This is a genomic window from Providencia sp. PROV141 (assembly GCF_028481645.1).
GTDB lineage: Bacteria > Pseudomonadota > Gammaproteobacteria > Enterobacterales > Enterobacteriaceae > Providencia > Providencia rettgeri.
The window spans coordinates 45694-68012 of the sequence record NZ_JAMPPR010000022.1; the positions used below are offsets into that span (position 1 = coordinate 45694).

General features: G+C 40.2%; 17 protein-coding genes and 1 tRNA gene. 5 read left to right on the top strand and 13 right to left on the bottom strand.

The window, feature by feature from the left end; translation table 11 throughout:
- Positions 1-3: 3 nt before the first annotated feature.
- The 10 genes from PSF09_RS15025 to glyQ form a co-directional block, all read right to left on the bottom strand.
- Positions 4-702: a HAMP domain-containing protein gene (locus tag PSF09_RS15025; RefSeq protein ID WP_004266042.1), complete on the bottom strand. Its 699-nt coding sequence runs from the start codon at positions 700-702 to the stop codon at positions 4-6.
- Positions 703-895: 193 nt separating this feature from the next.
- Positions 896-1900 (bottom strand): dipeptide ABC transporter ATP-binding subunit DppF, encoded by a 1005-nt coding sequence (gene dppF, locus PSF09_RS15030; RefSeq protein ID WP_210837218.1) that lies wholly within the window; start codon positions 1898-1900, stop codon positions 896-898.
- Positions 1897-2877, bottom strand: coding sequence for a dipeptide ABC transporter ATP-binding protein (gene dppD, locus PSF09_RS15035; RefSeq protein ID WP_004266046.1), 981 nt, complete (start codon positions 2875-2877; stop codon positions 1897-1899). The genes dppF and dppD overlap by 4 nt, the downstream gene beginning before the upstream one ends.
- A 12-nt stretch (positions 2878-2889) precedes the next feature.
- Positions 2890-3792: a dipeptide ABC transporter permease DppC gene (dppC, locus tag PSF09_RS15040; RefSeq protein WP_109912889.1), complete on the bottom strand. Its 903-nt coding sequence runs from the start codon at positions 3790-3792 to the stop codon at positions 2890-2892.
- A gap of 10 nt (positions 3793-3802) precedes the next feature.
- Entirely contained in the window at positions 3803-4822 is a 1020-nt protein-coding gene (gene dppB, locus PSF09_RS15045) for a dipeptide ABC transporter permease DppB (RefSeq protein ID WP_004262635.1), read from the bottom strand.
- Between the two features lie 168 nt (positions 4823-4990).
- Positions 4991-6598: a dipeptide ABC transporter periplasmic-binding protein DppA gene (gene dppA, locus PSF09_RS15050; protein WP_272684086.1), complete on the bottom strand. Its 1608-nt coding sequence runs from the start codon at positions 6596-6598 to the stop codon at positions 4991-4993.
- Positions 6599-7218: 620 nt separating this feature from the next.
- On the bottom strand, positions 7219-8742 hold the full coding sequence (locus PSF09_RS15055) for a ShlB/FhaC/HecB family hemolysin secretion/activation protein (protein WP_272684087.1): 1524 nt from the start codon (positions 8740-8742) through the stop codon (positions 7219-7221).
- Between the two features lie 290 nt (positions 8743-9032).
- Positions 9033-9109 (bottom strand) — tRNA-Pro (locus tag PSF09_RS15060).
- A 220-nt stretch (positions 9110-9329) separates the two neighbouring features.
- Positions 9330-11399, bottom strand: coding sequence for a glycine--tRNA ligase subunit beta (gene glyS, locus PSF09_RS15065; protein ID WP_272684088.1), 2070 nt, complete (start codon positions 11397-11399; stop codon positions 9330-9332).
- A gap of 9 nt (positions 11400-11408) precedes the next feature.
- Positions 11409-12317 carry a glycine--tRNA ligase subunit alpha gene (gene glyQ / locus PSF09_RS15070; RefSeq protein ID WP_004262647.1) on the bottom strand — a complete coding sequence of 303 codons (909 nt, stop codon included), beginning with the start codon at positions 12315-12317 and terminating at the stop codon, positions 11409-11411.
- Positions 12318-12519: 202 nt separating this feature from the next.
- Here glyQ and PSF09_RS15075 point away from each other — a divergent pair, with 202 nt between their 5' ends.
- Complete coding sequence (locus PSF09_RS15075; RefSeq protein WP_272666034.1) at positions 12520-13083, top strand: DNA-3-methyladenine glycosylase I; 564 nt, start codon at positions 12520-12522, stop codon at positions 13081-13083.
- A gap of 205 nt (positions 13084-13288) precedes the next feature.
- Positions 13289-14530: a valine--pyruvate transaminase gene (locus tag PSF09_RS15080; RefSeq protein WP_272684089.1), complete on the top strand. Its 1242-nt coding sequence runs from the start codon at positions 13289-13291 to the stop codon at positions 14528-14530.
- Positions 14531-14877: 347 nt separating this feature from the next.
- On the opposite strand, the gene PSF09_RS15085 is transcribed toward PSF09_RS15080, so the two are convergent.
- The gene (locus tag PSF09_RS15085) at positions 14878-16536 is read right to left on the bottom strand and encodes a putative transporter (RefSeq protein ID WP_272666036.1); all 1659 of its coding nucleotides are present in this window, start codon (positions 16534-16536) and stop codon (positions 14878-14880) included.
- A 390-nt stretch (positions 16537-16926) separates the two neighbouring features.
- Between PSF09_RS15085 and PSF09_RS15090 the strand changes: the two genes are divergently transcribed.
- A complete protein-coding gene (locus PSF09_RS15090; protein WP_210837960.1) occupies positions 16927-17241 on the top strand; it encodes a YceK/YidQ family lipoprotein in 315 nt (104 codons plus the stop codon).
- Positions 17242-17534: 293 nt separating this feature from the next.
- On the opposite strand, the gene PSF09_RS15095 is transcribed toward PSF09_RS15090, so the two are convergent.
- Positions 17535-18872: a DUF3748 domain-containing protein gene (locus PSF09_RS15095; protein ID WP_272666038.1), complete on the bottom strand. Its 1338-nt coding sequence runs from the start codon at positions 18870-18872 to the stop codon at positions 17535-17537.
- Between the two features lie 122 nt (positions 18873-18994).
- Between PSF09_RS15095 and PSF09_RS15100 the strand changes: the two genes are divergently transcribed.
- Positions 18995-19609: a trimeric intracellular cation channel family protein gene (locus PSF09_RS15100; protein WP_004266070.1), complete on the top strand. Its 615-nt coding sequence runs from the start codon at positions 18995-18997 to the stop codon at positions 19607-19609.
- Positions 19610-19626: 17 nt separating this feature from the next.
- Here PSF09_RS15100 and ligB read toward each other — a convergent pair whose 3' ends face one another.
- The gene (gene ligB, locus PSF09_RS15105; protein WP_272684090.1) at positions 19627-21351 is read right to left on the bottom strand and encodes an NAD-dependent DNA ligase LigB; all 1725 of its coding nucleotides are present in this window, start codon (positions 21349-21351) and stop codon (positions 19627-19629) included.
- Positions 21352-21687: 336 nt separating this feature from the next.
- Here ligB and gmk point away from each other — a divergent pair, with 336 nt between their 5' ends.
- On the top strand, positions 21688-22311 hold the full coding sequence (gene gmk, locus PSF09_RS15110; protein WP_210837955.1) for a guanylate kinase: 624 nt from the start codon (positions 21688-21690) through the stop codon (positions 22309-22311).
- Positions 22312-22319: the final 8 nt, after the last annotated feature.

A 22319-nucleotide genomic window follows, 5' to 3' on the forward strand; every position in this document is an offset into this window, starting at 1 on the left:
GGCTTAGTCTGATTTTTGCTGTTTTCTTTGACGATTATACCCTTTTGCCAGCAAACCTAGCTCATCGTCACGATGATATTCAGACACAGCAATTTGATTAACTTCAGAATTTGTCTGTAACTCAATTGCGATTTTACGCAGTGGCCTTATTATCATCCGGCTGACACACCACGTCATTCCAATAGCAATAATGAGCACCAACAATAAATAAGTTGTCGTCATCAAAGCAAGGGTATTGAGCGCAAACCGATAAACACGGTTCGGGTCAACTTGTAATGTCAAATACCCTTGAGGCTTCGCTTGCAACACAACATTCCCGTATGCATACAGTGGTACGGTCATTTCGACAGGGATCCCCACAAAATGAGTCACCCAATTAGGTATCGGCTTAGGCGTTGCAAAGCTTAGATTCATTACCGTTGTACCATCAACAGTAATAATCGCATTTCCCATAATGCCTGATGTCTTTAAACTTATTAGTAGCCGTTTAACTTCGTTGAGGTCAGAGCTTAGCAATGAATCTGTTAATGGTTTTTGAATTTGTACTACAGCGTTACTGAGTTGGTCTAAATAATCTTGCTTACGTTGCTCAACTAAGTAACTGAATTGAATAGCTAAAAAAAGCGCAAGTGATAGCAACGTAATCATAAAGAATACGACCATACTTTTTAATGTTAGTGAGCGTTGGACTCGGGTATTCATTTGGCCACAACCTTTCTAATCAAGCAGCTTTTTAAAGAAAATGGAAACATCAGCCAGTATACTTGATTTTATCTGCAAAAGAGTAGTTTAAAAAGAAAGATTGGGTATTTAGGACAAACAGCATGTTAACGCCATTTAAAGGCATGATGAAATAAAAAACGGCAGAAAGTTAACCTTTCTACCGTTTCACACATTAACTTACCGTTATCGTCTGTTTTTCATCTTCATCAACCGCAAAACACGCAACCAACTGTTGGTCATATTCCTTCAATGTTGGCTGGAATTGAGTACATTGGCCAAATGCTCTACGGCACCGCGCTGCAAATGCACATCCCGGTGGTGGGTTTAAAGGGCTTGGTAACTCTCCTGTTAACTTAATACGTTCGCGCCGAGCGTCTGGGTTCAACCTTGGTGTCGCTGATAATAACGCTTGGGTATAAGGGTGAAGAGGGTTATTAAAAATCTGCTCTTTTGTCCCTTTCTCCACACAGCGGCCTAAATACATCACCATGACTTCATCAGCAATATGCTCTACCACCGATAAATCATGTGAAATAAAGACATAAGACAAGCCTAGATCTTGCTGTAAATCCATCATCAGGTTTAATACTTGAGCACGAACAGAAACATCCAGCGCGGAAACCGGTTCATCTGCAACCACGATGTCAGGGTCAAGCATTAAACCCCGCGCTATCGCGATACGCTGACGCTGCCCACCAGAAAACATGTGAGGATACCGGCTATAGTGTTCTGTTTTTAAACCCACTTTTGCCATCATAGATAATACTTTTTCTTTGCGCTGCTCTTTCGAGAGTGAAGTATTAATCAATAGCGGCTCTTCCAAAATTTGCCCCACCTTTTTACGAGGGTTTAAAGAGCCATAAGGGTTTTGAAACACAATTTGGATTTTTTGACGACGCAGTTTCTCCGCAGACTTATCTTTTACTAACAAGTTTTGGTCTTGGTAATACAACTCGCCCTCAGAGGGTTGCTCAATCATGGTTAATAAACGACCTAATGTCGATTTACCACAACCCGATTCTCCAACCACTGCCAATGTTTTGCCTCTTTCTAGCTCAAAAGAAACGCCATCTAATGCTTTCAAGGTTTTTTCCGCAGCAAAAACCCCTCTTTTGACAGAATAATATTTTTTCAAATCCACCGCTTTGAGCAATGGAGCATGTTGTTTGTCACTCATAATGTTGGCCTCCCCATATCATCCAGCGGCATATGGCATTTGACTTGGCGATCACCAACGGTTTGTAACATTGGCTCTTCTTGACGGCATTTCTCCGTTGCATACGGACAACGTGGATTCAATAAACAACCCACAGGCCTATCATATTTCCCGGGTACTACACCCGGAAGTGAGGCTAAGCGTGATTTATTCGTCGCAAATTCAGGCAAAGCACGTAGTAGCGCTTGTGTATAAGGATGACGAGGATGTTTAAAAATATCGTTCGCTTTGGCTGACTCAACCACCTGTCCCGCATACATCACAATAATATGATGTGCAGCTTCTGCCACTAAAGCGAGGTCATGAGTGATAAGCACCAATGCCATATTTTCTTGTTGCTGTAATTCCAACAATAACTCAATAATTTGCGCTTGAATGGTGACATCTAACGCTGTTGTCGGTTCATCAGCAATCAATAACTTAGGCCGGCACGCTATCGCCATTGCTATCATCACACGCTGACTCATTCCACCAGATAACTGATGAGGATACACATCTAAACGTGATTGTGGGTCGGGGATCCCCACCATATCCAAGAGGTCAATAGCTCGCTGTTTACGTGTACTTTTGCTCCCTCCTTGATGCACTTTCAATGCTTCCATGATCTGATACCCTACTGTAAAACAAGGGTTTAAACTGGTCATAGGATCTTGGAAAATCATCGCCACATCGGCACCAACAATCTGCCTGCGTTCTTTTTCAGGGATCGACAGTAAATCACGCCCATCAAATTTTAAAGAATCAGCCATCACTTTCCCGGGGTAATCAATTAACCCCATAATCGCGAGTGAGCTAACGGATTTACCCGAACCCGATTCACCCACGATACCAACGACTTGGCCTTTATCAACGCTATAACTGATGCGGTCAACGGCGCGAAACGGTGCTTTTTCGTCTCCGAAATGTACCGAAAGTTGTTCTACATTTAACAATGCCATTTGGTTACCTCATCACTGCTTGAGTTTTGGATCAAATGCATCACGTAACCCATCACCCATCAGGTTAAACGCAAGCACCGTCAATAAAATTGCCAGTCCAGGGAAAGTCACAACCCACCATGCGCTTTGTGCAAATTGCAACACATCAGACAGCATCGTTCCCCACTCAGGAGTCGGTGGCTGTGCGCCCATTCCAAGGAAACCCAAAGCAGCCATATCTAAAATGGCATTCGAAAAACCTAAAGAGGCCTGCACAATCAATGGAGCCAAGCAGTTAGGCAAGATGTTCACAAACATTTGGCGTACTGCCCCGGCACCCGCTACACGGGAGGCCGTCACATAGTCACGGTTTACTTCTACTAAAACCGCTGCTCGTGTTAATCGAATATAGTGAGGTAATGCAACAAACGTTAAAGCAATCGAGGCATTAACAATAGAAGGACCAAAAATGGCGACCAGCACCAAGGCTAATAATAAACTTGGTAATGCCAGCATGATATCGACAACTCGCATAATTAATGCGTCAACGACACCACCAAAATAGCCAGCGATCACACCAATAGTGACACCCATTATTAACGATAGAACAACCACTAAACAGCCAACTAGCAGTGACAAGCGGGCGCCATACATTAAACGAGAGAGTAAATCGCGCCCAACATCATCAGTCCCTAAAATAAACTGCCAACTTCCCCCATCTTCCCAAACGGGTGGAGCAAGTAAGAAATCACGGAATTGTTCATCTGGAGCATGTGGGGCTAATACCCCCGCAAAAATCGCAATCAGTACCATCAGGATGATATAGAACATCCCGACAACTGCCCCTTTGTTACGTTTAAAATAGTGCCAAAATTCTTGTAATGGTGTCATCGGCTGCGGGGCGCTGACAACGGTTGGCTCAGTAGATTGAGACATTTGGCGCTCCTTATTTTTTATGACGAATACGAGGGTTTACAATGCCATACAGCACGTCGACCACTAAGTTTACAAAGATAATCAATGTCGCAACCAGTAGAACTCCCCCCTGTACAACAGGGTAGTCTCGACGCTGTAGCCCTTCGATTAACCAGCGTCCTAATCCGGGCCATGAGAAAATAGTTTCTGTCAAAATAGCCCCTGCTAACATCACCCCAACCTGCAAACCAATTACTGTGACCACAGGCAATAATGCATTACGTAATGCATGAATTAAAATTACGCGCGCGCGGCCAAGACCTTTGGCACGAGCAGTACGAATATAATCCTCTCCCAGCACTTCTAGCATTGATGAGCGAGTCATACGTACAATGACGGCTAATGGGATCGTTCCCAAAACAATGGAAGGCAATATTAAGTGCTCTACGGCATCAATAAAATCGCCATCTTCACCCCAAATTAGGGTATCAATTAACATAAAACCGGTCAGAGGCTGAGAATCATCAAGAAAAACGGTATCACTGACTCGCCCTGCAACCGGGGTGAGATCTAACTGTACCGACACTAACATGATGAGCATGATCCCCCACCAGAAGATAGGCATTGAGTAACCCGTTAAAGAAAGGCCAATTGCAGTGTGGTCAAAAATAGACCCACGTTTTACTGCGGCTAACACCCCAACTGGGATCCCAACAGAAATCGCAAAAATCATGGCGCAAGTTGCCAATTCAACGGTCGCTAAAAAACGAGGTAAAAACTCTTCCCATACCCCGATACGACTTTTTAGGGAAATCCCTAAATCACCATGAAATATTCCATTGATATAATGGAGATATTGTTTCCAAAGTGGCTGATCAAGCCCTAGTTCAGCCATTAAATACGCATGCCTTTCAGGGGATAATCCCCTTTCACCAGCCATGATCATCACCGGGTCACCCGGGATCATGTGGACAAAAGCAAAAGTCAATAATGTAATACCGATAAACGTGGGGATCACAAGCCCCAATCGTCGGAGGATAAATTGCAACATATCCTGAATCTCTTTAATAATGCCGTTGACGGCTCTTAGTCCGTTTGGCTACTCAGAAAATCGCTTTTCCGGGTGCTCACAAACAACTCAACTTCTCTGCTTCTTCTAGAGAAGAAAACGCCCTCCGCTCTAAACCAGCAACGAAGGGCATAGACAGATTAGATACGATTACTTCTCAATATCGACGTTTTCGAAGTGGTGCTTGCCTAGTGGGTCAACCACATAGCCTTTGACTTCTTTACGTACTGGTTCAAACACTGTGGAGTGCGCGATAATGAGGGCTGGAGCCTGCTCATTCATCACAACTTGCGCTTGTTTGTACAGATCGACTCGCTTGTCGTGATCTGCTGTTTGACGTGCTGGTTGGATCAAGTTTTCGAAACTTTGATTACACCATTTTGAGTAGTTAGAACCTTGTTCTTTTGCTGCACAGCTAAATAAGGTTGCAAAGAAGTTATCAGGGTCCCCATTGTCACCCGTCCAACCCATCATTACCGTTTGTGGCTCGCCATCTTTCGCTCGTTTGAGGTATTCACCCCACTCATAGCTGACAACCTTTGATTTAACGCCAACTTTTGCCCAGTCAGCTTGGATCATTTCCGCCATGCGGCGGGCATTTGGGTTATATGGTCGTTGAACAGGCATCGCCCATAAGTCAATTTCAAAGCCATTCGGGAAGCCCGCTTCTGCTAATAATGCTTTTGCTTTTTCAGGATTATATTCGTAATCGATCACCGCATCGTTATAGCCCCACATTGTTGGTGGGATAAGGTTTTTCGCTTTTTGACCTGCTCCTTGATAAACCGCTTCGATAATTGCATCTTTGTTCACCGCCATAGACAGTGCTTGGCGAACTTTTTGATTATCCAGCGGTTTTTTCTCAACATTATAAGAGAGATAACCAACGTTCAGCCCTGGTTGCTCCATTAGTGTAATGTCTTTATCTTGCTTCATGCGCTCTAAGTCAGCTGGGTTTGGATATGGCATGACTTGGCATTCATTTTTTTGCAATTTTGCATAACGAACGGAAGCATCTGGTGTGATAGAGAAAACTAAGCGGTCAAGTTTAGGTTTTGTGCCCCAGTATTGGTCGTTGGCTTTATAAAGAATACGAGAGTCTTTTTGATACTGTTGCAGGACAAATGGACCCGTTCCAATTGGGTTTAAATCTACTTTTTCTGGCGTGCCCGCTTTCAGCATCTGGTCTGCATATTCAGCAGAAAGAATTGATGCGAAGTCCATTGCCATATCGGCTAAGAATGGAGATTCAGGGCGAGTTAAGGTAATTTTAACTGTATTATCATCAACTTTCTCTACTTTATCGATGATTTTATCCATATCCATTCCCATAAAGTATTCATAGCTGCCGCCTGAAACTTTATGATATGGGTGGTTAGCATCTTTTTGACGCATAAATGTATAGATTACATCGTCTGCGTTCAAATCACGGCTTGGTTTAAATTCTTTATTCGAGTGCCATTTGACACCTTTACGCAGATGGAAAGTGTACTCTTTACCATCATCGCTCACTTCCCAGCTTTCAGCCAAACCAGGTTCAATTTCAGTTGTTCCTAATTTGAACTCAACTAAACGGTTATACAGTGGGATAGAACTTGCATCATAAGTCGTTCCTGATGTGAACAACTGTGGGTTAAAGCCCTCAGGGGAGCCCTCTGAGCAATAAACTAATGTTTTTGCCTGTACTGATGCGGATACCGCTAATGCTGCCAATGTAAGCCCTACTGTCAGTAGGCCTGTCTTTTTAATAGAGCGCATCTGTATGCTCCTATGGTGTTCATGTTGTTTTGCTTGATGTCTAAATCCGTCATAAAAGCGACAGATGTAGTATCTGTATTTTTTGTTATTCATTGTGCAATTAATCAACTGTCACTCGCTTCGTCAATAGCCACATTTACGACCCACCTTCAATTCATGTAACATATTAGAAACAATTAACACTGCAATTTAGCTTAAAATTTCATAATAAAGGACTAGATGCAGGCGTTATAACCATATAATTAGTAATGAATAGGGTTTTATATCGAGGTTATTTATTTTTATATTTGTGATTAAGTGCTGAATTACTGAACGAATATAGTGCTTTTATTGGTGTGATACGAAATAAAACACTAAAGAGAATCGATGTGGAAATTATTTTAGTATGTAATTATTTAGTTTGTTTTTTATGCAAATAAAAAACATTCAACTGCCGATGCTAAACATAATTTTAACCATTTGATAACTTAAAGAATAAAATAGTACTCGTCGCATTCTTTCACTCATTTCATAGGTGTACAGAAAATGCTCTAATACAGGCGATAAAAACTACAATTAGCTAATTTGTATAAAAAACACCACTTAGATGACGCAGCAAGCAACACAGTCTACTGATTTTATTAATAATAAAATGAGACATGAAAGCCTGAGCTGACATTCTGCGCAAAAGGTCGGTTTCCTTGCCAAAGCGGAGTTTCTGTAAATAAGTGATATGACAAACGCCCTAATTGGCCTTTCGCACCAATCCTTCCACCTAGTAATACGTTTTCCTTCCAAAATGTTGCTTTATCATTCGCCGTTGCCCCTATCCCCAATGAAGTATATAGAGCCACTTGTTGCCAAGGAGTATTCCATAACAGTTCATTTTCCAACCTTAAGCTATTATCCCCCATATCAGTATATTGCGATCCACCAATAAAACCGCTAATCCCCCCAGCTCCAGCTAATGATTCTTGGTCTAGTACTACATCTAACTTGTCACGGCTCAGCCGTACCTCAAATTGGCCTTGATATTGAAAAGGAAGTACTTCTCTATACGCTGAAAGTGATATTTTCAAAATTTGTGGCTTACGTAATCCCGTTATTTGCTGTGCATTGGCACCAAACCAGTCAGTTCCTTGTTTATACTTTAATTTTAGTGAGGTATTACCTTGTGAAAAACTAGCTTGATGAGAAAATTCACCAATAATGTAATTAGCAAAACGCTGTTGTGTTTGTAAGTATAAATCAGATAAAAAAGTGTCACTTTTTTGGATTTGAGATCCTAGACTTATTGAAGTAACCGAATGTTCAGTTCGCTTTAATAAGTATTCTGCATTTAGTAAGAGAAACCAGTGGTACTGTTGTAGTCGTAAAGCCACATCATAGCTAGTAAGAACGGATTTATTTTCCTGATATCCACCAGACACAGAAAAAAGCCAATAATGATATGGCAGGGAGTAGAACAATGCTGCGGATGTTATTTCAGTGTCTTCCGAACCGCTAAGCTGACGACTGACTTCTGAATATAAAAAGTCACTGCGTAGCAAAGGATTAGCAACCATAAAAGTATGGCTAACTGAATTACTTACTTGCCCGGCAATTGAGTGTGACTCAAAAGAGAGAATACCTTGAAATTCACGTCGGTGTTGGCCAATCACCAATATTTGTGTGCCGTTTTCATTGGTTTTATCTGGAATTAATTTAATTTGAAAGGGAAGCAAAGACGTATTCTGTAAATTGTATAGGCCTTGCTCAAGATGCCAAAGGTTAAGCGCCTCCCCTTGCTTAAAAGGAAATATATGTGGCAGTAAGTTGTCTTCCGCCAGCTCGTTTTGATAAACCACCGAAGAAACGGTTCCTACTATTATTTTTGCTTGTAGGATACCAAGCAAAAAAGTTTGCTCTGGGTAATATAAATAAGAGGTCAGGTAGCCGGCTTTAATAAGTTCAGCCCTAATATAGTCAGCATAGTCGAGCAAACCTTGCTCGCTAATGCACTTACCTTCTAGCTTTTTTCGCCATCCATCAATATGCCTTGATGAAATTTCAGTTAGCTGCTGAGCATCGATTAAATAAACTTGGTTAATTATGATACATGTAGGCAATGTTTGAGTAATGGCAGTAACAGGCGTTATAGCATGGCTATAAGCTTTATTAGCCATGAAACCCCAAAAAAAGAAATAAAGGTATATTGATAAAAGGTAGTTGGCTTTCATTAACGAGTCCTTGTAATGAAAAAGCGTTTTTACTGGAAACAACATAAGAATGAATAACGATATTCATAAATAATGGGCTATCTGGGAACATAAATAACCCATCAGCCCAACTAGGAACTGGCTATATATCAACAGAAATAGGCGATGAAGAGCAAGGCAAGTTAGTCTGAAATTATAGATAGAAGAAGAGAGATAAAAACGAAAAAACCCACCTCAATGAGGTGGGTCTTAGAATTTGGTCGGCGAGAGAGGATTCGAACCTCCGACCCACTGGTCCCAAACCAGTTGCGCTACCAAGCTGCGCTACTCGCCGAAAACGGTGTGAATAATACTGCCAAGAACGGAGATCGTCAACCCATTTTTCGCCAATTCTGTTCGTTTGCTGATAAAACCACCAAAATGGTAAGGTTTATAAGCTAATCACCTTATTTAAAGTAAAAAATAAGCACTAGAGTATTTTAGTGCTTATTTATCAAACAGGTTAGCATTTGTAAAAATAGCGTCAACAATAAGCTAAAAACCTAATTTCAAGCCTATTGCAGCAAAGAAATATCCGCTACTTTCAAAAACAACTCACGTAACTGGCTTAATAGCGTCAAACGGTTAATACGCACCGCTTGGTCTTCATCCATTACCATAACATTTGCAAAGAATTCATCCACGATATCGCGTAAAGAAGCTAATTCAACTAAAGCCTCTTGATAATTCCTTTCTGCAAACATTGGCGCAAGCTTATCTTGTAGTACCACAACATGAGTCGCTAATTTGACTTCTTCAGGTGTTTTTAAAACAGATGCTAAAACGTTGTCAGCCAGTTTTTCTTCTGATTTACTCAGAATATTGGAAACACGTTTATTTGCCGCTGCAAGTGCCTGTGCTTCTTCTAATGAACGGAAGTGAGTAACTGCTTTCACTCGTGCATCAAAGTCAGCAGGTTGTGTTGGACGGCGAGCTAATACCGCTTGAATAGTATCAATGCTATAGCCTAATTCTTGATACCAAGAACGGAAACGACCAAGCATAAACTCAACAACGTCATTAACTACATTTTCATTGGTTAATTTATCGCCATATAAACGAGCCGCTTCTTCTGTCATTTCAACGAGATCAAGCTGGTAGCCTTTTTCAACGATGATGCGTAGGACACCTAATGCAGCACGACGCAGAGCGAATGGATCTTTATCACCTTTAGGATGTTGGCCGATACCAAAAATACCAGCAAGTGTATCCATTTTTTCAGCCAATGCTAATGCAGCTGACACGTCTGTTGATGGAAGTGCATCTCCTGAAAAACGTGGCTGATACTGCTCTTTTAAAGCTAATGCAACGTCTTCTGACTCACCGTCATGGCGTGCATAGTGCATTCCCATAACACCTTGAGTGTCTGTAAACTCAAACACCATGTTAGTCATTAAGTCACATTTGGCTAATAAGCCAGCTCGTGTTGCATGGTTAACATCTGCACCAATTTTGCTCGCAATCCAGCCCGCTAACGCTTCTAAACGATCCGTTTTATCACGCAGCGTACCTAATTGTTTTTGGAACAATACAGTTTCTAAACGTGGTAAGTTATCTTCCAAACGTTGTTTACGGTCAGTTTTAAAGAAAAATTCGGCATCAGCTAAACGCGGACGTACAACTTTTTCGTTACCTGAAATGATTTGCTGAGGATCAGAAGACTCAATATTTGCCACAAAGATAAAGTTAGGCATTAACTTGCCAGCCTTATCATAAACTGGGAAATATTTTTGATCCCCTTTCATAGTATAAACGAGCGCTTCTGAAGGGACATCTAAGAATTTCTCTTCAAATTTAGCCGTTAAAACGACTGGCCATTCAACCAATGAAGTCACTTCTTCAAGTAAGCTATCCGTTAAGTCAGCTTGGCCACCAAGAGCCTGAGCCGCTTTTTCCGCATCCGCTTTAATAACCGCTTTACGTTCTGCGTAATCCGCCATGACTTTACCGCGTTCACGTAAAATGGCTGGATATTGTTCAGCGTTATCAATAGTAAATTCAGCTTCACCCATAAAGCGGTGGCCACGAATTGTGCGCCCGCTCTTAATACCTAAAATTTCACCCTCGATAACATCACTACCTAACAGTAATGTGACCGTATGAACAGGGCGAACGAATTGAGTGTCTTTATCTGCCCAACGCATTAATTTAGGGATTGGTAGTTTTGCTAACGCACGGCTAGTCATATCAACCAATAATTCGCTGACAGCCTGCCCTTTCATTTGGGCGCGGTATAGTAACCATTCGCCTTTATCTGTGGTCAAACGCTCAGCTTGGTCAACGGTAATACCACAACCACGAGCCCAGCCTTCAGCCGCTTTAGTTGGTTTACCATCCGGACCAAATGCTTGAGAGATAGCAGGACCGCGTTTTTCAACTTCACGGTCTGGCTGTGAAGCTGCTAAATCAGCTACTTTAAGTGCTAAACGACGAGGGGCAGCAAACCACGTTACTGCACCATGGGTAATATCAGCGCCATCAAGTTCAGCCGTAAAATTTGCAGCAAATGATTCAGCTAATGAACGAAGAGCCTTCGGCGGTAACTCTTCGGTGCCGATTTCCACAAGGAAAGTCTGTTGAGTCATGACAGCCTCTTAGTTCTTATGACACATAGGGAATCCAAGCGCTTCACGAGAAGCATAATACGCTTCTGCAACCCCTTTAGTTAGGGTACGAATACGTAAAATATAGCGTTGGCGTTCAGTAACAGAAATGGCTTTACGTGCATCTAGTAGGTTGAAAGTGTGAGCCGCTTTCAAGATACGTTCGTATGCAGGTAGTGGAAGTGGTGTTTCCAAAGCCAGCAAGTGTTGAGCTTCTTTTTCATACTCTTCAAAACATTTGAAAAGAAAATCAACATTTGCGTATTCGAAGTTATAGGTTGACTGCTCTACTTCGTTTTGATGATAAATATCACCATAAGTGGTTTTACCCAGTGGGCCATCACACCAGACAAGGTCATACACGCTGTCCACGCCTTGAATATACATCGCTAAGCGTTCTAGGCCGTATGTAATTTCACCTGTTACAGGTTTACATTCAAGACCACCAACCTGCTGGAAGTAAGTAAACTGAGTCACTTCCATCCCGTTAAGCCACACTTCCCAGCCTAATCCCCAAGCGCCCAATGTTGGGTTTTCCCAGTTATCTTCAACAAAACGAATGTCGTGAACGGTTGGGTCAACACCTAATTCTTTTAAAGAACCCAGGTATAATTCTTGGATGTTGTCTGGTGATGGTTTGATGATCACCTGAAACTGATAATAATGTTGTAGACGGTTTGGGTTCTCACCATAGCGACCATCAGTTGGCCGACGAGATGGTTGAACATAAGCCGCAGCAATAGGCTCAGGGCCTAATGCACGCAAACACGTCATTGGGTGAGAGGTTCCTGCGCCGACTTCCATGTCCAATGGTTGAACAATGGTACAGCCTTGACGCGCCCAGTAGTCCTGTAATGTCAGGATAAGACCTTGGAAGGTTTTGGTATCAAACTTTTGCATGTTAGATCCGCACGCGATACGTAAAATTTAATGAAAGTACGCCAGTATACCCTTTGACCGCAAGATATACAGCATTGAATATGTCTGTATTTATTCTAAAAATAAAAAAAAATACTTTCATCCCTTTTAAACTGGTTATTTATACAGTATAAATGGTTTGTTTTTTGAAACAAGGTTATCGAGACTGTAAAAAGGATGAAAAATGGATACTCCTCTGACACGCTGCCATTGGGTCAATCAAGACCCTGAATATGTCGCTTATCACGATCATGAATGGGGAAAACCCACTTATGACAACTTAACATTATTTGAAATGATCTGCCTTGAAGGCCAACAAGCCGGGCTCTCTTGGTACACTATTTTAAAAAAACGCCAAGGATATCGCGATTTATTTCATAATTTCGCCCCTGAAAAAATCGCATTAATGGATGAAAACGATATTGAGCGGCTTATGCAAGATACTCGCATCATCCGTAACCGGTTAAAAATTAATGCAATTATTGCGAATGCAAAAGCCTATTTAGCCATGAAAGAGAATGGTGAGGATTTTTCCACTTTTATTTGGCAATTTGTAAATGGTCAACCCATTGTCAATGGTTGGGAAAAACCATCGCAAGTCCCCGCGGAAACTGAAATTTCTAAGCTTCTTTCTAAGGCGCTCAAAAAACGTGGGTTTAAATTTGTCGGTTCGATCACTTGTTATGCATTTATGCAGGCAACTGGCATGATAAATGACCATTTAGTGAATTGTTGCCAATTTAAATAAATTAGTTTTTATCGGTGTAACTCATCGAGTAAAAAGAAAAATAAACCACCAAAGCATTAACATTGCGATACTTTAATCTATTAAATAGATTTAATTTGATATTTTACCTTAAAAAAAGATAAGAATGAGTGGTTGAACTCTGAGATGCAGCGGAGTATGTTTTAAATTCCATTAACAATCTAATAAACATATGTGAATAAATGCGATGATATTTTCTAAATTTGGTAATAAATTTGCTCAAAATTCAGGTATTTCATTATTAATGAAAGATTTGAATGAAGGCATAAGAACCCCTGGCTCCATTATGTTAGGGGGAGGAAATCCTGCTCATATCCCTGAAATGGATAAGTATTTCCAAGATCTATTAGCTGAAATGTGTACTAATGGCCAATTGACGGACACTTTATGCAATTATGATGGTCCTCAAGGTAAAGATGCCATGTTGAAAGCGCTTGCAGCAACGCTAAAAGCAAAACTAGGTTGGAATATTAGCGCGAAAAATATTGCCCTATCTAACGGCAGCCAGAGTGCTTTTTTCTATCTATTTAACTTGCTAGCCGGTCGCTTTGAAGATGGTATCACCCGTAAAGTGCTATTTCCTCTTGCCCCTGAATATGTCGGTTATGCAGACTCAGGTCTTGATGATGGCTTATTCGTTGCTAATAAGCCACAAATTGAATTTTTACCTAATGGTCAATTTAAATACCGAGTCGACTTCAACACATTAGAGGTTACTGATGATATTGGTGTGATTTGTGTGTCTCGCCCAACAAATCCGACTGGTAATGTCATTACTGATGAAGAAGTTGAGCATTTAGACCAACTCGCTAAACAACATAATATCCCACTACTAATAGATAATGCTTATGGTGTTCCTTTCCCTGGCATTATCTTCAGTGAAGCTACGCCATTTTGGAACGAAAATGTCATTCTTTGTATGAGTTTATCTAAACTTGGTTTACCTGGAACTCGATGCGGCATTATCATCGCTAATGAAGAAATCATTGAAGCTGTTAGTAATATGAATGGCATCATCAGCCTTGCTCCTGGTGGCATAGGCCCTGCGCTTGCCTTAGAAATGCTTAAAAAAGATGACCTTATCTCGTTATCTAAAAATGTAATTGGTCCTTTTTATAAGCAGCGTGTAGAAGAAGCCATCGAAATTATTCGCCGCTATATCCCAGAAGATAAGTGTTTAATTCATAAGCCAGAAGGTGCCATTTTCCTCTGGTTATGGTTTAAAGACCTACCAATTAATTGCTTAGAATTATACCAACGCTTAAAAAAACGTGGTGTATTGATGGTTCCCGGCCATTACTTCTTCCCTGGTATTGAACAGGATTGGCCACATGCGCATCAATGTATGCGTATGAACTATGTCCCAGAACCAGAAAAAATCGAACAAGGGATCAAAATATTAGCTGAGGAGCTTGAAAAAGCTTATTAAGAAGTAACCTGTTAGGTTGTGAAACAACAAAGGGCTTTTTAGCCCTGCTATTGCAACATTTAGGTAAAAAAAAGCCCTTTCATGTAGAAAGGGCTAAAAATTAGCGAGAACTCCGTAATTGAAATCAAATTAACTTTTCAATACGAATATCATTCAAAACTATTAGAACATCTTTTCTATTTGGTCATAGCTTGAACAAAAGCACTTTTTGCCCCTATATATCGTGATACCTTTCATTGCTCGCTTATACCTCAATTATCAAAAATCACCTATCACATTGAAATATTTATATTTTTTAATGCTATGACAAAATTTTAGTTATTCATCAAATGAGCTGTCATCTTTAACTAAACAGCCCAAAATAAAATAGCCAGCAATTGAGGTGAAATAATTCTTAAAAACATCGCTAATGGATAAACTGTTGCATAAGATAATGCAGGAGCACCGCTGGTCGCATGTATATTATTTGCGAATGCTAATGCAGGAGGGTCTGTCATGGAACCTGCAAGCACTCCACAAAGGCTCAAATAGTTCATTTTGCCAAAAATTCGAGCTACCACACCTGTAATAAACAACGGTACAAACGTAATCAATAACCCATAGCCAATCCACATCAACCCATCGCCTTTAATTAAAGTATCAATGAAGCCACCACCCGAATTGAGCCCTACCACTGCGAGGAACATAACAATTCCTAGCTCCCTTAACGCAAGGTTAGCGCTCGGCGGCATAAACCAATATAAGCGCCCAATAGTCCCTATACGACCTAGAATTAATGCAACAACTAGCGGGCCTCCTGCTAGTCCAAGTTTTAACGCTGCTGGGAAACCAGGAACAAAAACTGGTATTGAGCCCAGCACAACCCCTAGCCCGATTCCAAGGAACACAGGTAACATTTGAACTTGCTGTAATTTTTGTTTTGCATTACCTAGTAAAGCGGTGACTGCTTCAATTGATTCGGGGCGACCAACAATATTTAAAATATCACCAAATTGTAAAACTGAATTGTTATTAGCGACTAGATCAATACCCGTACGGTTTAATCGTGTCACAACAACGTCATATTTTTGTTTTAAATTTAAGTCCTTAAGCCTTTTACTTAGTACGGCATCATTCGTCACGACCACACGAACGGAATGTAAAATAGAGCTTGATGTAGACAGAGATGCATCAACTTCTTCGCCTAATATTAAGCGAACTTTATTTAAATCATCTTTTAAGCCAACAACGTGCAATAAGTCACCTAAATGAATTTCTGTTGTGGGTTGAGGAACAACGAGCATATCTCCGCGTTTTAATCTTGAACAAACAATTGCTTCGCTACCAAGCAGTGGGATATCTTGCATCATTAAACCATCAAGATTGGCGTTACGAATGGCAATATTCATCGTCTGCAGGGAGTCGCGCTGTTGAAAAGAGGAACTATTAAATGCAGAAGCTTCTTTCTCTACTGAAATTCTAAAGATGATGCGTACTAACCACATCACCAGTAAGATGCCACAAATCCCCATAGGGTAAGCCATGGCGTAGCCCATTCCCATTTGGCCTATTAGATTAGGGTCAGAACCTAGGTCAGTTAAAATTTGCTGACCGGCACCTAAAGATGGCGTATTCGTTACCGCCCCTGAAAAAATACCTAGGATAATTGGTAATGGAATATTCGCGACTTTATATATGATTGCTGTTACCACCGCACCTAAGACAACAACCATCAACGCAAAGCCATTTAGTTTGAGACCAGAAACACGAAGAGAAGAGAAAAAACCAGGCCCAACCTGAATACCAATCGTGTATACAAATAGTATCAAGCCAAACTCTTGAATAAAATGCAGCATGTCTTTATTCAGTTGTAAGCCGTAACTTTGGGCAAAATGCCCAACGATGATCCCCCCAAATAGGACACCACCAATCCCCAGCCCAACACTACGGATCTTCCAATTACCAATCCATAGCCCTAAAGCAGCAGCTAACGCCAACAAACTTACAGTAAGAGCTAATTCACTCATAGACCGCATCCTTTTGACGACAAGTTACCCATTAAACACACCCAAATAGGTGATAAAACATACTACTGAATCGATTATGCCAAATAGCATAAGGGTAATATGTGCCATAGAGCACAGTTCAGAATGAATAAATGATCTATTTTTTTAGAATTTTCAAACTGATAACAAATATAAAATAGTATGTCTTTATTTCTTAACGTTATTTATCATTCATCGAATAGAAACAGAAGACAAATATTTTTAGTTAATAGCTACAAGTAAACTATTAACTAAAAAAATACATACGGTTAAATAAAATAATAATATGACGCCATTATTGTGAATTTTTTGTTTTTCGTTATTATAAGTCAATATTAGGAATAACAAGCTAAATACAGGTTAACAACGTCTATGCCGAGTTTAATTTCAATACGATTATGTTTCCTTATCGCACCGCTTATTTTGAGTGGTTGCTCAAGTATTATGACTCATGCAGGCCCATCAGAAGGTTATTACCCTGGTTCGAAAAATAGTATTAAAATGATTAAAGATGATGAAACCGGCTGGGTTGTTAAGCCTTTGCTTGCTATTGATTTACCCTTTTCTGTTGTTATGGATACTCTTTTAATTCCTTTAGATTACGCGAAATCGGGTAATGATGATAAAGCTGATTCACCAAAGAAACGTATAGAAGAACTTGAAAAGAAAGATAAAGCCAAAAATTAATTTAGGTTAAATCAAACGTTTGTAATTAAAATTTTACTGTGTAATAAATGTATTTACCAATACATTATTTCCAATCTAAGATCTAAGTAATCATTTATATAATACTTCTTTAATTATTATCTTATTTTGATAAGAACTATTTTTAGCTAAATGTTTTATTTATAAGTGTCTTTGTACTCAACATATGAATAATTAGCAATTAAGTGTTCTAAACACCAATTAGAGTAAAATAAAAACAATTACAAATAAAAAAGTTAATCAGGACTTGTTTATTCGTAATTGTAGTAATCTAACTATTTCATTTGCTGATTTAAACCAGTTTCTACTGTATAAATTTGCCTAAATCCATCAATATCACGCATAAATGCGATCAACTCATCATTAGGTGAAAATACAACTGCATCAGCAACAGGAGCAAGTTCAGTCCGTTGTGTTAATTTTTGTATGGCTCCGGTCACGACATGGCAATACATGACACTATTGTCACGAATAAAGCAGATGTGCTGACCTTTACTATCCCAGCTAAAAGCAGACTGAACCGGTGAAGAACCATGCGTTATTTGCCTTTGTATTCCAGTTAGCGTATCAACTAACCATAACTGAGCATTACCGCCATCATCATTCATCAAACAAGCGATCGATTTACCATCTGGCGAAGTTCTAAGCCAATGCCTAGGGGTTTTTGATAAACCCGGAAATTTTCTATTGTGCGTATAGGTTAAGCGCCTTTGCTTTATACCTTTTGGTGGGGAAGGCATACTCGACTCTGTTCCTTGGATAGGAAATTCCCCCGCAACCATGAAATCCTCCGGCTGTGAAGGCAGATCGACAATGTAGATCTCAGGAATAATTTCTCCATCTGTAGAATGAGTATCGCCAATAAACACCAGCGCTCTTTCCTGCCACTTTCCATTCTCTTTTTGATAGCCTTTTTGACCTACCCAACCCTCTTCATATGCACGGCTAATTTCATCGCTGCTTGGTTTAGGTTGTTGCGTTGTTCGCGTCACAACACAACAAAAGTAATCGCCATTATATTCTCGAAAATGTTTTTTAGGGCTCACATTAACGGGCCCAATAGGTACTGCAATTGCGACATTTCGTTGGTCTAATTGCACATCTAATTCATGCATTACGTGGTCGTTATAGGTAAAACTCAGCCACTTTCCGTCTGGACTATAAACATGGACATGAGTGCCTCCACGTAATGCACCCACTAAATAAGGAGGGGTAATACACATTGCATCAATTGGGTGAGCTATATTTAATTGCTCTTCTTTAACATACACCCCTCTTCGATGGTGAAAGTCATATTGCCACTGTTCATCTGGGTGCTCAGGACCATGGATAAAAGCATATTGAATTGGTAGTTGAGGACTTACCGTTACCACTCCAACGTGAGCTCCATGGCTTGCGTGATAAATTTCAACGGTCTGTAATGTTTTTACATGAATTTTTTCTATAGATAAACCGGTAAAAGAGCTACCGCTTGGTCGTATATCATAAGCTAACCACTGGCTATCTGGAGTCCAAATATTAATGTTCGTTAGTTGATGGCTTCGCTCATCGTATGTTAAACGTGTTTCTTTATAGGGCAATTTATTATTCAATCTGTTATCCTTTGACATCATTTAATATCGCTATCGGATTACTTTAACTAATCTAGTTTAGTCAATACTAGAAAATCTCAGTCGAGAAGTTTCACAAGTAATATTACCCTTTAGCAATAACCTTAGTCTTGAACAAAACTACCATGTTATTAAGTGTACTTTATATTATTGGTATCACCGCAGAAGCCATGACTGGAGCACTTGCAGCAGGCAGGCGAAAAATGGATGTCTTTGGCGTCATCATTATTGCGTCTGCAACGGCAATTGGTGGTGGTTCCGTCCGTGATATTTTACTTGGCCATTACCCTTTAGGCTGGGTGGAACACCCTGAGTATATCCTGACTGTTGCAGGCGCCGCTATTGTGACAATTTGGATAGCGCCTATGATGAAACATTTACGCCGGTTATTCCTCATATTAGATGCTATCGGGCTCATTGTATTTTCTATACTCGGCGCCCAAATTGCCCTCGATATGAACTATAGCCCGATCATCGCTGCCATCGCAGCAGTAATTACGGGTGTTTTTGGTGGCGTGTTAAGAGACATGCTGTGCAACACAATCCCTTTAGTTTTCCAAAAAGAGGTCTATGCTGGTGTCTCTTTCGCCGCCGCTTGGATCTATATCGGACTATTACAAACTCCTCTACCTAAAGATATTGTGGTAATTATCACACTCGTTGTTGGCTTAAGTGCAAGGCTAATCGCCATTCGTTATCGTCTTGGTTTGCCTATCTTTAATTACGAAAATCAAGATTAGCCTCACTGCTTCAGCCATTAATCGTTTGCTATTGATGGCTGAGTAGCTTGCGCATCTGACAAGATACGTAAAATAGATTGAATTTCCGGTTCCGCTAACCAATTAGCTAATTTTTTCTTTTGCAACTCAGTCAAATTTATACTGTTAACCCATGAAGAATCATACAGCATACCTATATCACTGACTCTTTCTATTTGTAATTTAGGTAGTGGAATCGCTAGGCCTTTTAACCACAGCGAAATAGGTTGAGCCTTTGCCATTTTCAGTTGTTTTACTAACATTTGGTGCTTTTTGCCTTTAGGTAAATCACTTTGCCATTGTTCTGACAACCAAGTTGTTAGTTGAGTAAGATTATGGCTCTCTGCCCACTGGCGCCATGTTGCTTGATTTATGCCTCGAATACTGAGTTGTTTACCTAGCCATGTTAACCTTGCGACAAATTGCTGTGAGCAATCTATCGTATAAGTCAGGCAACTGAGTGCATGAAATTGCTTTAATGTTGATACATTTGGATATTCGCGCTTCTCTCGCCGCCAAACAACTTCTTCAATCTTTGGGCTTCCTAGCCCTGAAAGAGAGACAAGTATTATATCTCCAACCAGTAAATCTCGTTTTTCCCATGATGATAATGAGCCAGCATTTACCTTTGAAATAGTTTTCGAATCAATATTGATGGGGATTATCTCGGTAACGACACTAACTTTTCCTGTTCTGCCTATATTGAATTTGAGTTTAGTAACCTCTGATAACACACTACGTAATGGATACTTCCAGGCAATTGCCCAACTATTTTGTTTTGATTGCCAAGCTGATGCCGCTGGCGCTGGAAAATTTTTAAGCACTACGCCATCAGTAGCAAATGGCAATTGGCCTTGATAATAGTATTCCCTCAGTTGTTTAGCTTGGGTTTCATTCTCAATTTTATGGCTATATTGCTCAGCTAGCGGAAAACCTATTTCAGAAAGTAATGTTAACTGTGTTTTTGGATTAGCATCTCCCGCTGGCCATGCCCAAATAAAAATACCAATATTTTCTTCGGGAACGGTTGGGGTATTTTTGCGCATTAACCACCCCGCTATCTTATTACGAGCGTTTACTCCCCCACTTTTAGCTTGAATATGCCCATTCATACGCCAAAATAGTTCACCTTGAAGGACTAACATACCTGAATATTTAATTTGTTTAGGTATAGCAGGAATAAAGTCTGCTTTTGCTCGCCACTCTATTCCTTCAATACTATTTCCTCTACTAATCATAGAGATAAGCTTGCCATTTTTATAAACCAATGTTACCGCTACACCATCAACTTTAGGTTGCAACCAAATATTTTTACGTGTTGCTACCCAACTATAAACCTCTGACTCATTGAGCTTCTTCAACCCTGTATGAGGAATAGGATGCATAGTCAATTTGGATTTTTCAGGTAGTTGTACATCTGGTAATACTTCAGGGAGTTGCTGACATCGCTGTAAAGAACGCCACAAATTAAAGAGCTGATCATAAGCTTCGTCACTAATCGAACTGCTACCAGCCAAACGGTAAGTTTGGTTCCACTGCTGTAATTGTTTACCTAGACGATAACTCTCCTGCCTTATTATTTTACTATTTTGTCCTTCACACTGTTCATTAATAGCACCTTGCTGCGATGCTTGGGCAATATTAATACACGCCATTACCCCAATAATTAACCCACCTAACCTATAAGCTGATGCTAACCAATAACCATACAAAATATAAATCATAACTATTCCTTGTTATAACTATTCCCAGTTATTACTAATCCATTGGGATGCCATTCCTTTAAAGTATTTTGCCCTCATTCACTAAGCATGGAACAACTTCCCTCACTCTGCCTCTGTAAAAAGAATTATTTGTAAAAAGCTTCGCAAAACGAATGTTGCTTTCATCAGTAATAAGTTAATTTCTCGAGCCTGTTCACAATTTAGTTACTCATCAAATTCATTTAATTAAAATTCATGATTTATTGATATCGCTGCATGTTGATGCAAGTCCGTGTATACTATGTCGGGTTTATCTCCATCTTTTATGTTTAATCCTCGACTATTCAAGAAATCATCATGATACAAGGCACGTTATATATTGTTTCTGCCCCTAGTGGTGCAGGGAAATCAAGTCTGATTCAGGCTTTATTAAAAACACAACCACTGTATGACACTCAAGTTTCCGTTTCTCATACAACTCGAGCTGCGCGTCCAGGGGAAGTTCACGGCGAGCACTATTTTTTTGTATCTGAAACTGATTTTTTACAAATGGTCGACAAAGGTGAATTCCTAGAACATGCATGCGTTTTTGGGAATTATTATGGGACGTCCAAACCCATCATTAAAGATGTATTAAACAGCGGTGTGGATGTGTTTCTTGATATCGATTGGCAGGGAGCGCAGCAAATTAGGGCTACAATGCCTGAAGCACGCAGCATTTTTATTCTCCCACCATCAAAAGATGAACTTTATCGTCGCCTAAGAGGGCGCGGACAAGACAGCGATGACGTTATTGAAAAACGGATGTCACAAGCAGTAGGTGAAATTGAACATTTCAACGAGTATGATTACCTTATTGTTAATGATGATTTCAATACCGCGCTGAGCGATTTACAATCTATCATCCGTACTGAGCGTTTAAAGTTAGAGCGTCAAGTTCAGCGACATGATGCTTTAATCAGCAAATTACTAGCAGACTGAGCATAGTT

Coding starts and splice junctions, on each gene's coding strand:
- PSF09_RS15080 (WP_272684089.1), top strand. CDS start 13,289: ATGATATTTTCTAAATTTGGTAATAAATTTGCTCAAAATTCAGGTATT.
- dppA (WP_272684086.1), bottom strand. CDS start 6,598: ATGCGCTCTATTAAAAAGACAGGCCTACTGACAGTAGGGCTTACATTG.
- ligB (WP_272684090.1), bottom strand. CDS start 21,351: ATGATTTATATTTTGTATGGTTATTGGTTAGCATCAGCTTATAGGTTA.
- glyS (WP_272684088.1), bottom strand. CDS start 11,399: ATGACTCAACAGACTTTCCTTGTGGAAATCGGCACCGAAGAGTTACCG.
- PSF09_RS15085 (WP_272666036.1), bottom strand. CDS start 16,536: ATGAGTGAATTAGCTCTTACTGTAAGTTTGTTGGCGTTAGCTGCTGCT.
- PSF09_RS15025 (WP_004266042.1), bottom strand. CDS start 702: ATGAATACCCGAGTCCAACGCTCACTAACATTAAAAAGTATGGTCGTA.
- dppB (WP_004262635.1), bottom strand. CDS start 4,822: ATGTTGCAATTTATCCTCCGACGATTGGGGCTTGTGATCCCCACGTTT.
- gmk (WP_210837955.1), top strand. CDS start 21,688: ATGATACAAGGCACGTTATATATTGTTTCTGCCCCTAGTGGTGCAGGG.
- PSF09_RS15095 (WP_272666038.1), bottom strand. CDS start 18,872: ATGATGTCAAAGGATAACAGATTGAATAATAAATTGCCCTATAAAGAA.
- PSF09_RS15055 (WP_272684087.1), bottom strand. CDS start 8,742: ATGGCTAATAAAGCTTATAGCCATGCTATAACGCCTGTTACTGCCATT.
- dppD (WP_004266046.1), bottom strand. CDS start 2,877: ATGGCATTGTTAAATGTAGAACAACTTTCGGTACATTTCGGAGACGAA.
- dppC (WP_109912889.1), bottom strand. CDS start 3,792: ATGTCTCAATCTACTGAGCCAACCGTTGTCAGCGCCCCGCAGCCGATG.
- PSF09_RS15100 (WP_004266070.1), top strand. CDS start 18,995: ATGTTATTAAGTGTACTTTATATTATTGGTATCACCGCAGAAGCCATG.
- PSF09_RS15090 (WP_210837960.1), top strand. CDS start 16,927: ATGCCGAGTTTAATTTCAATACGATTATGTTTCCTTATCGCACCGCTT.
- glyQ (WP_004262647.1), bottom strand. CDS start 12,317: ATGCAAAAGTTTGATACCAAAACCTTCCAAGGTCTTATCCTGACATTA.
- dppF (WP_210837218.1), bottom strand. CDS start 1,900: ATGAGTGACAAACAACATGCTCCATTGCTCAAAGCGGTGGATTTGAAA.
- PSF09_RS15075 (WP_272666034.1), top strand. CDS start 12,520: ATGGATACTCCTCTGACACGCTGCCATTGGGTCAATCAAGACCCTGAA.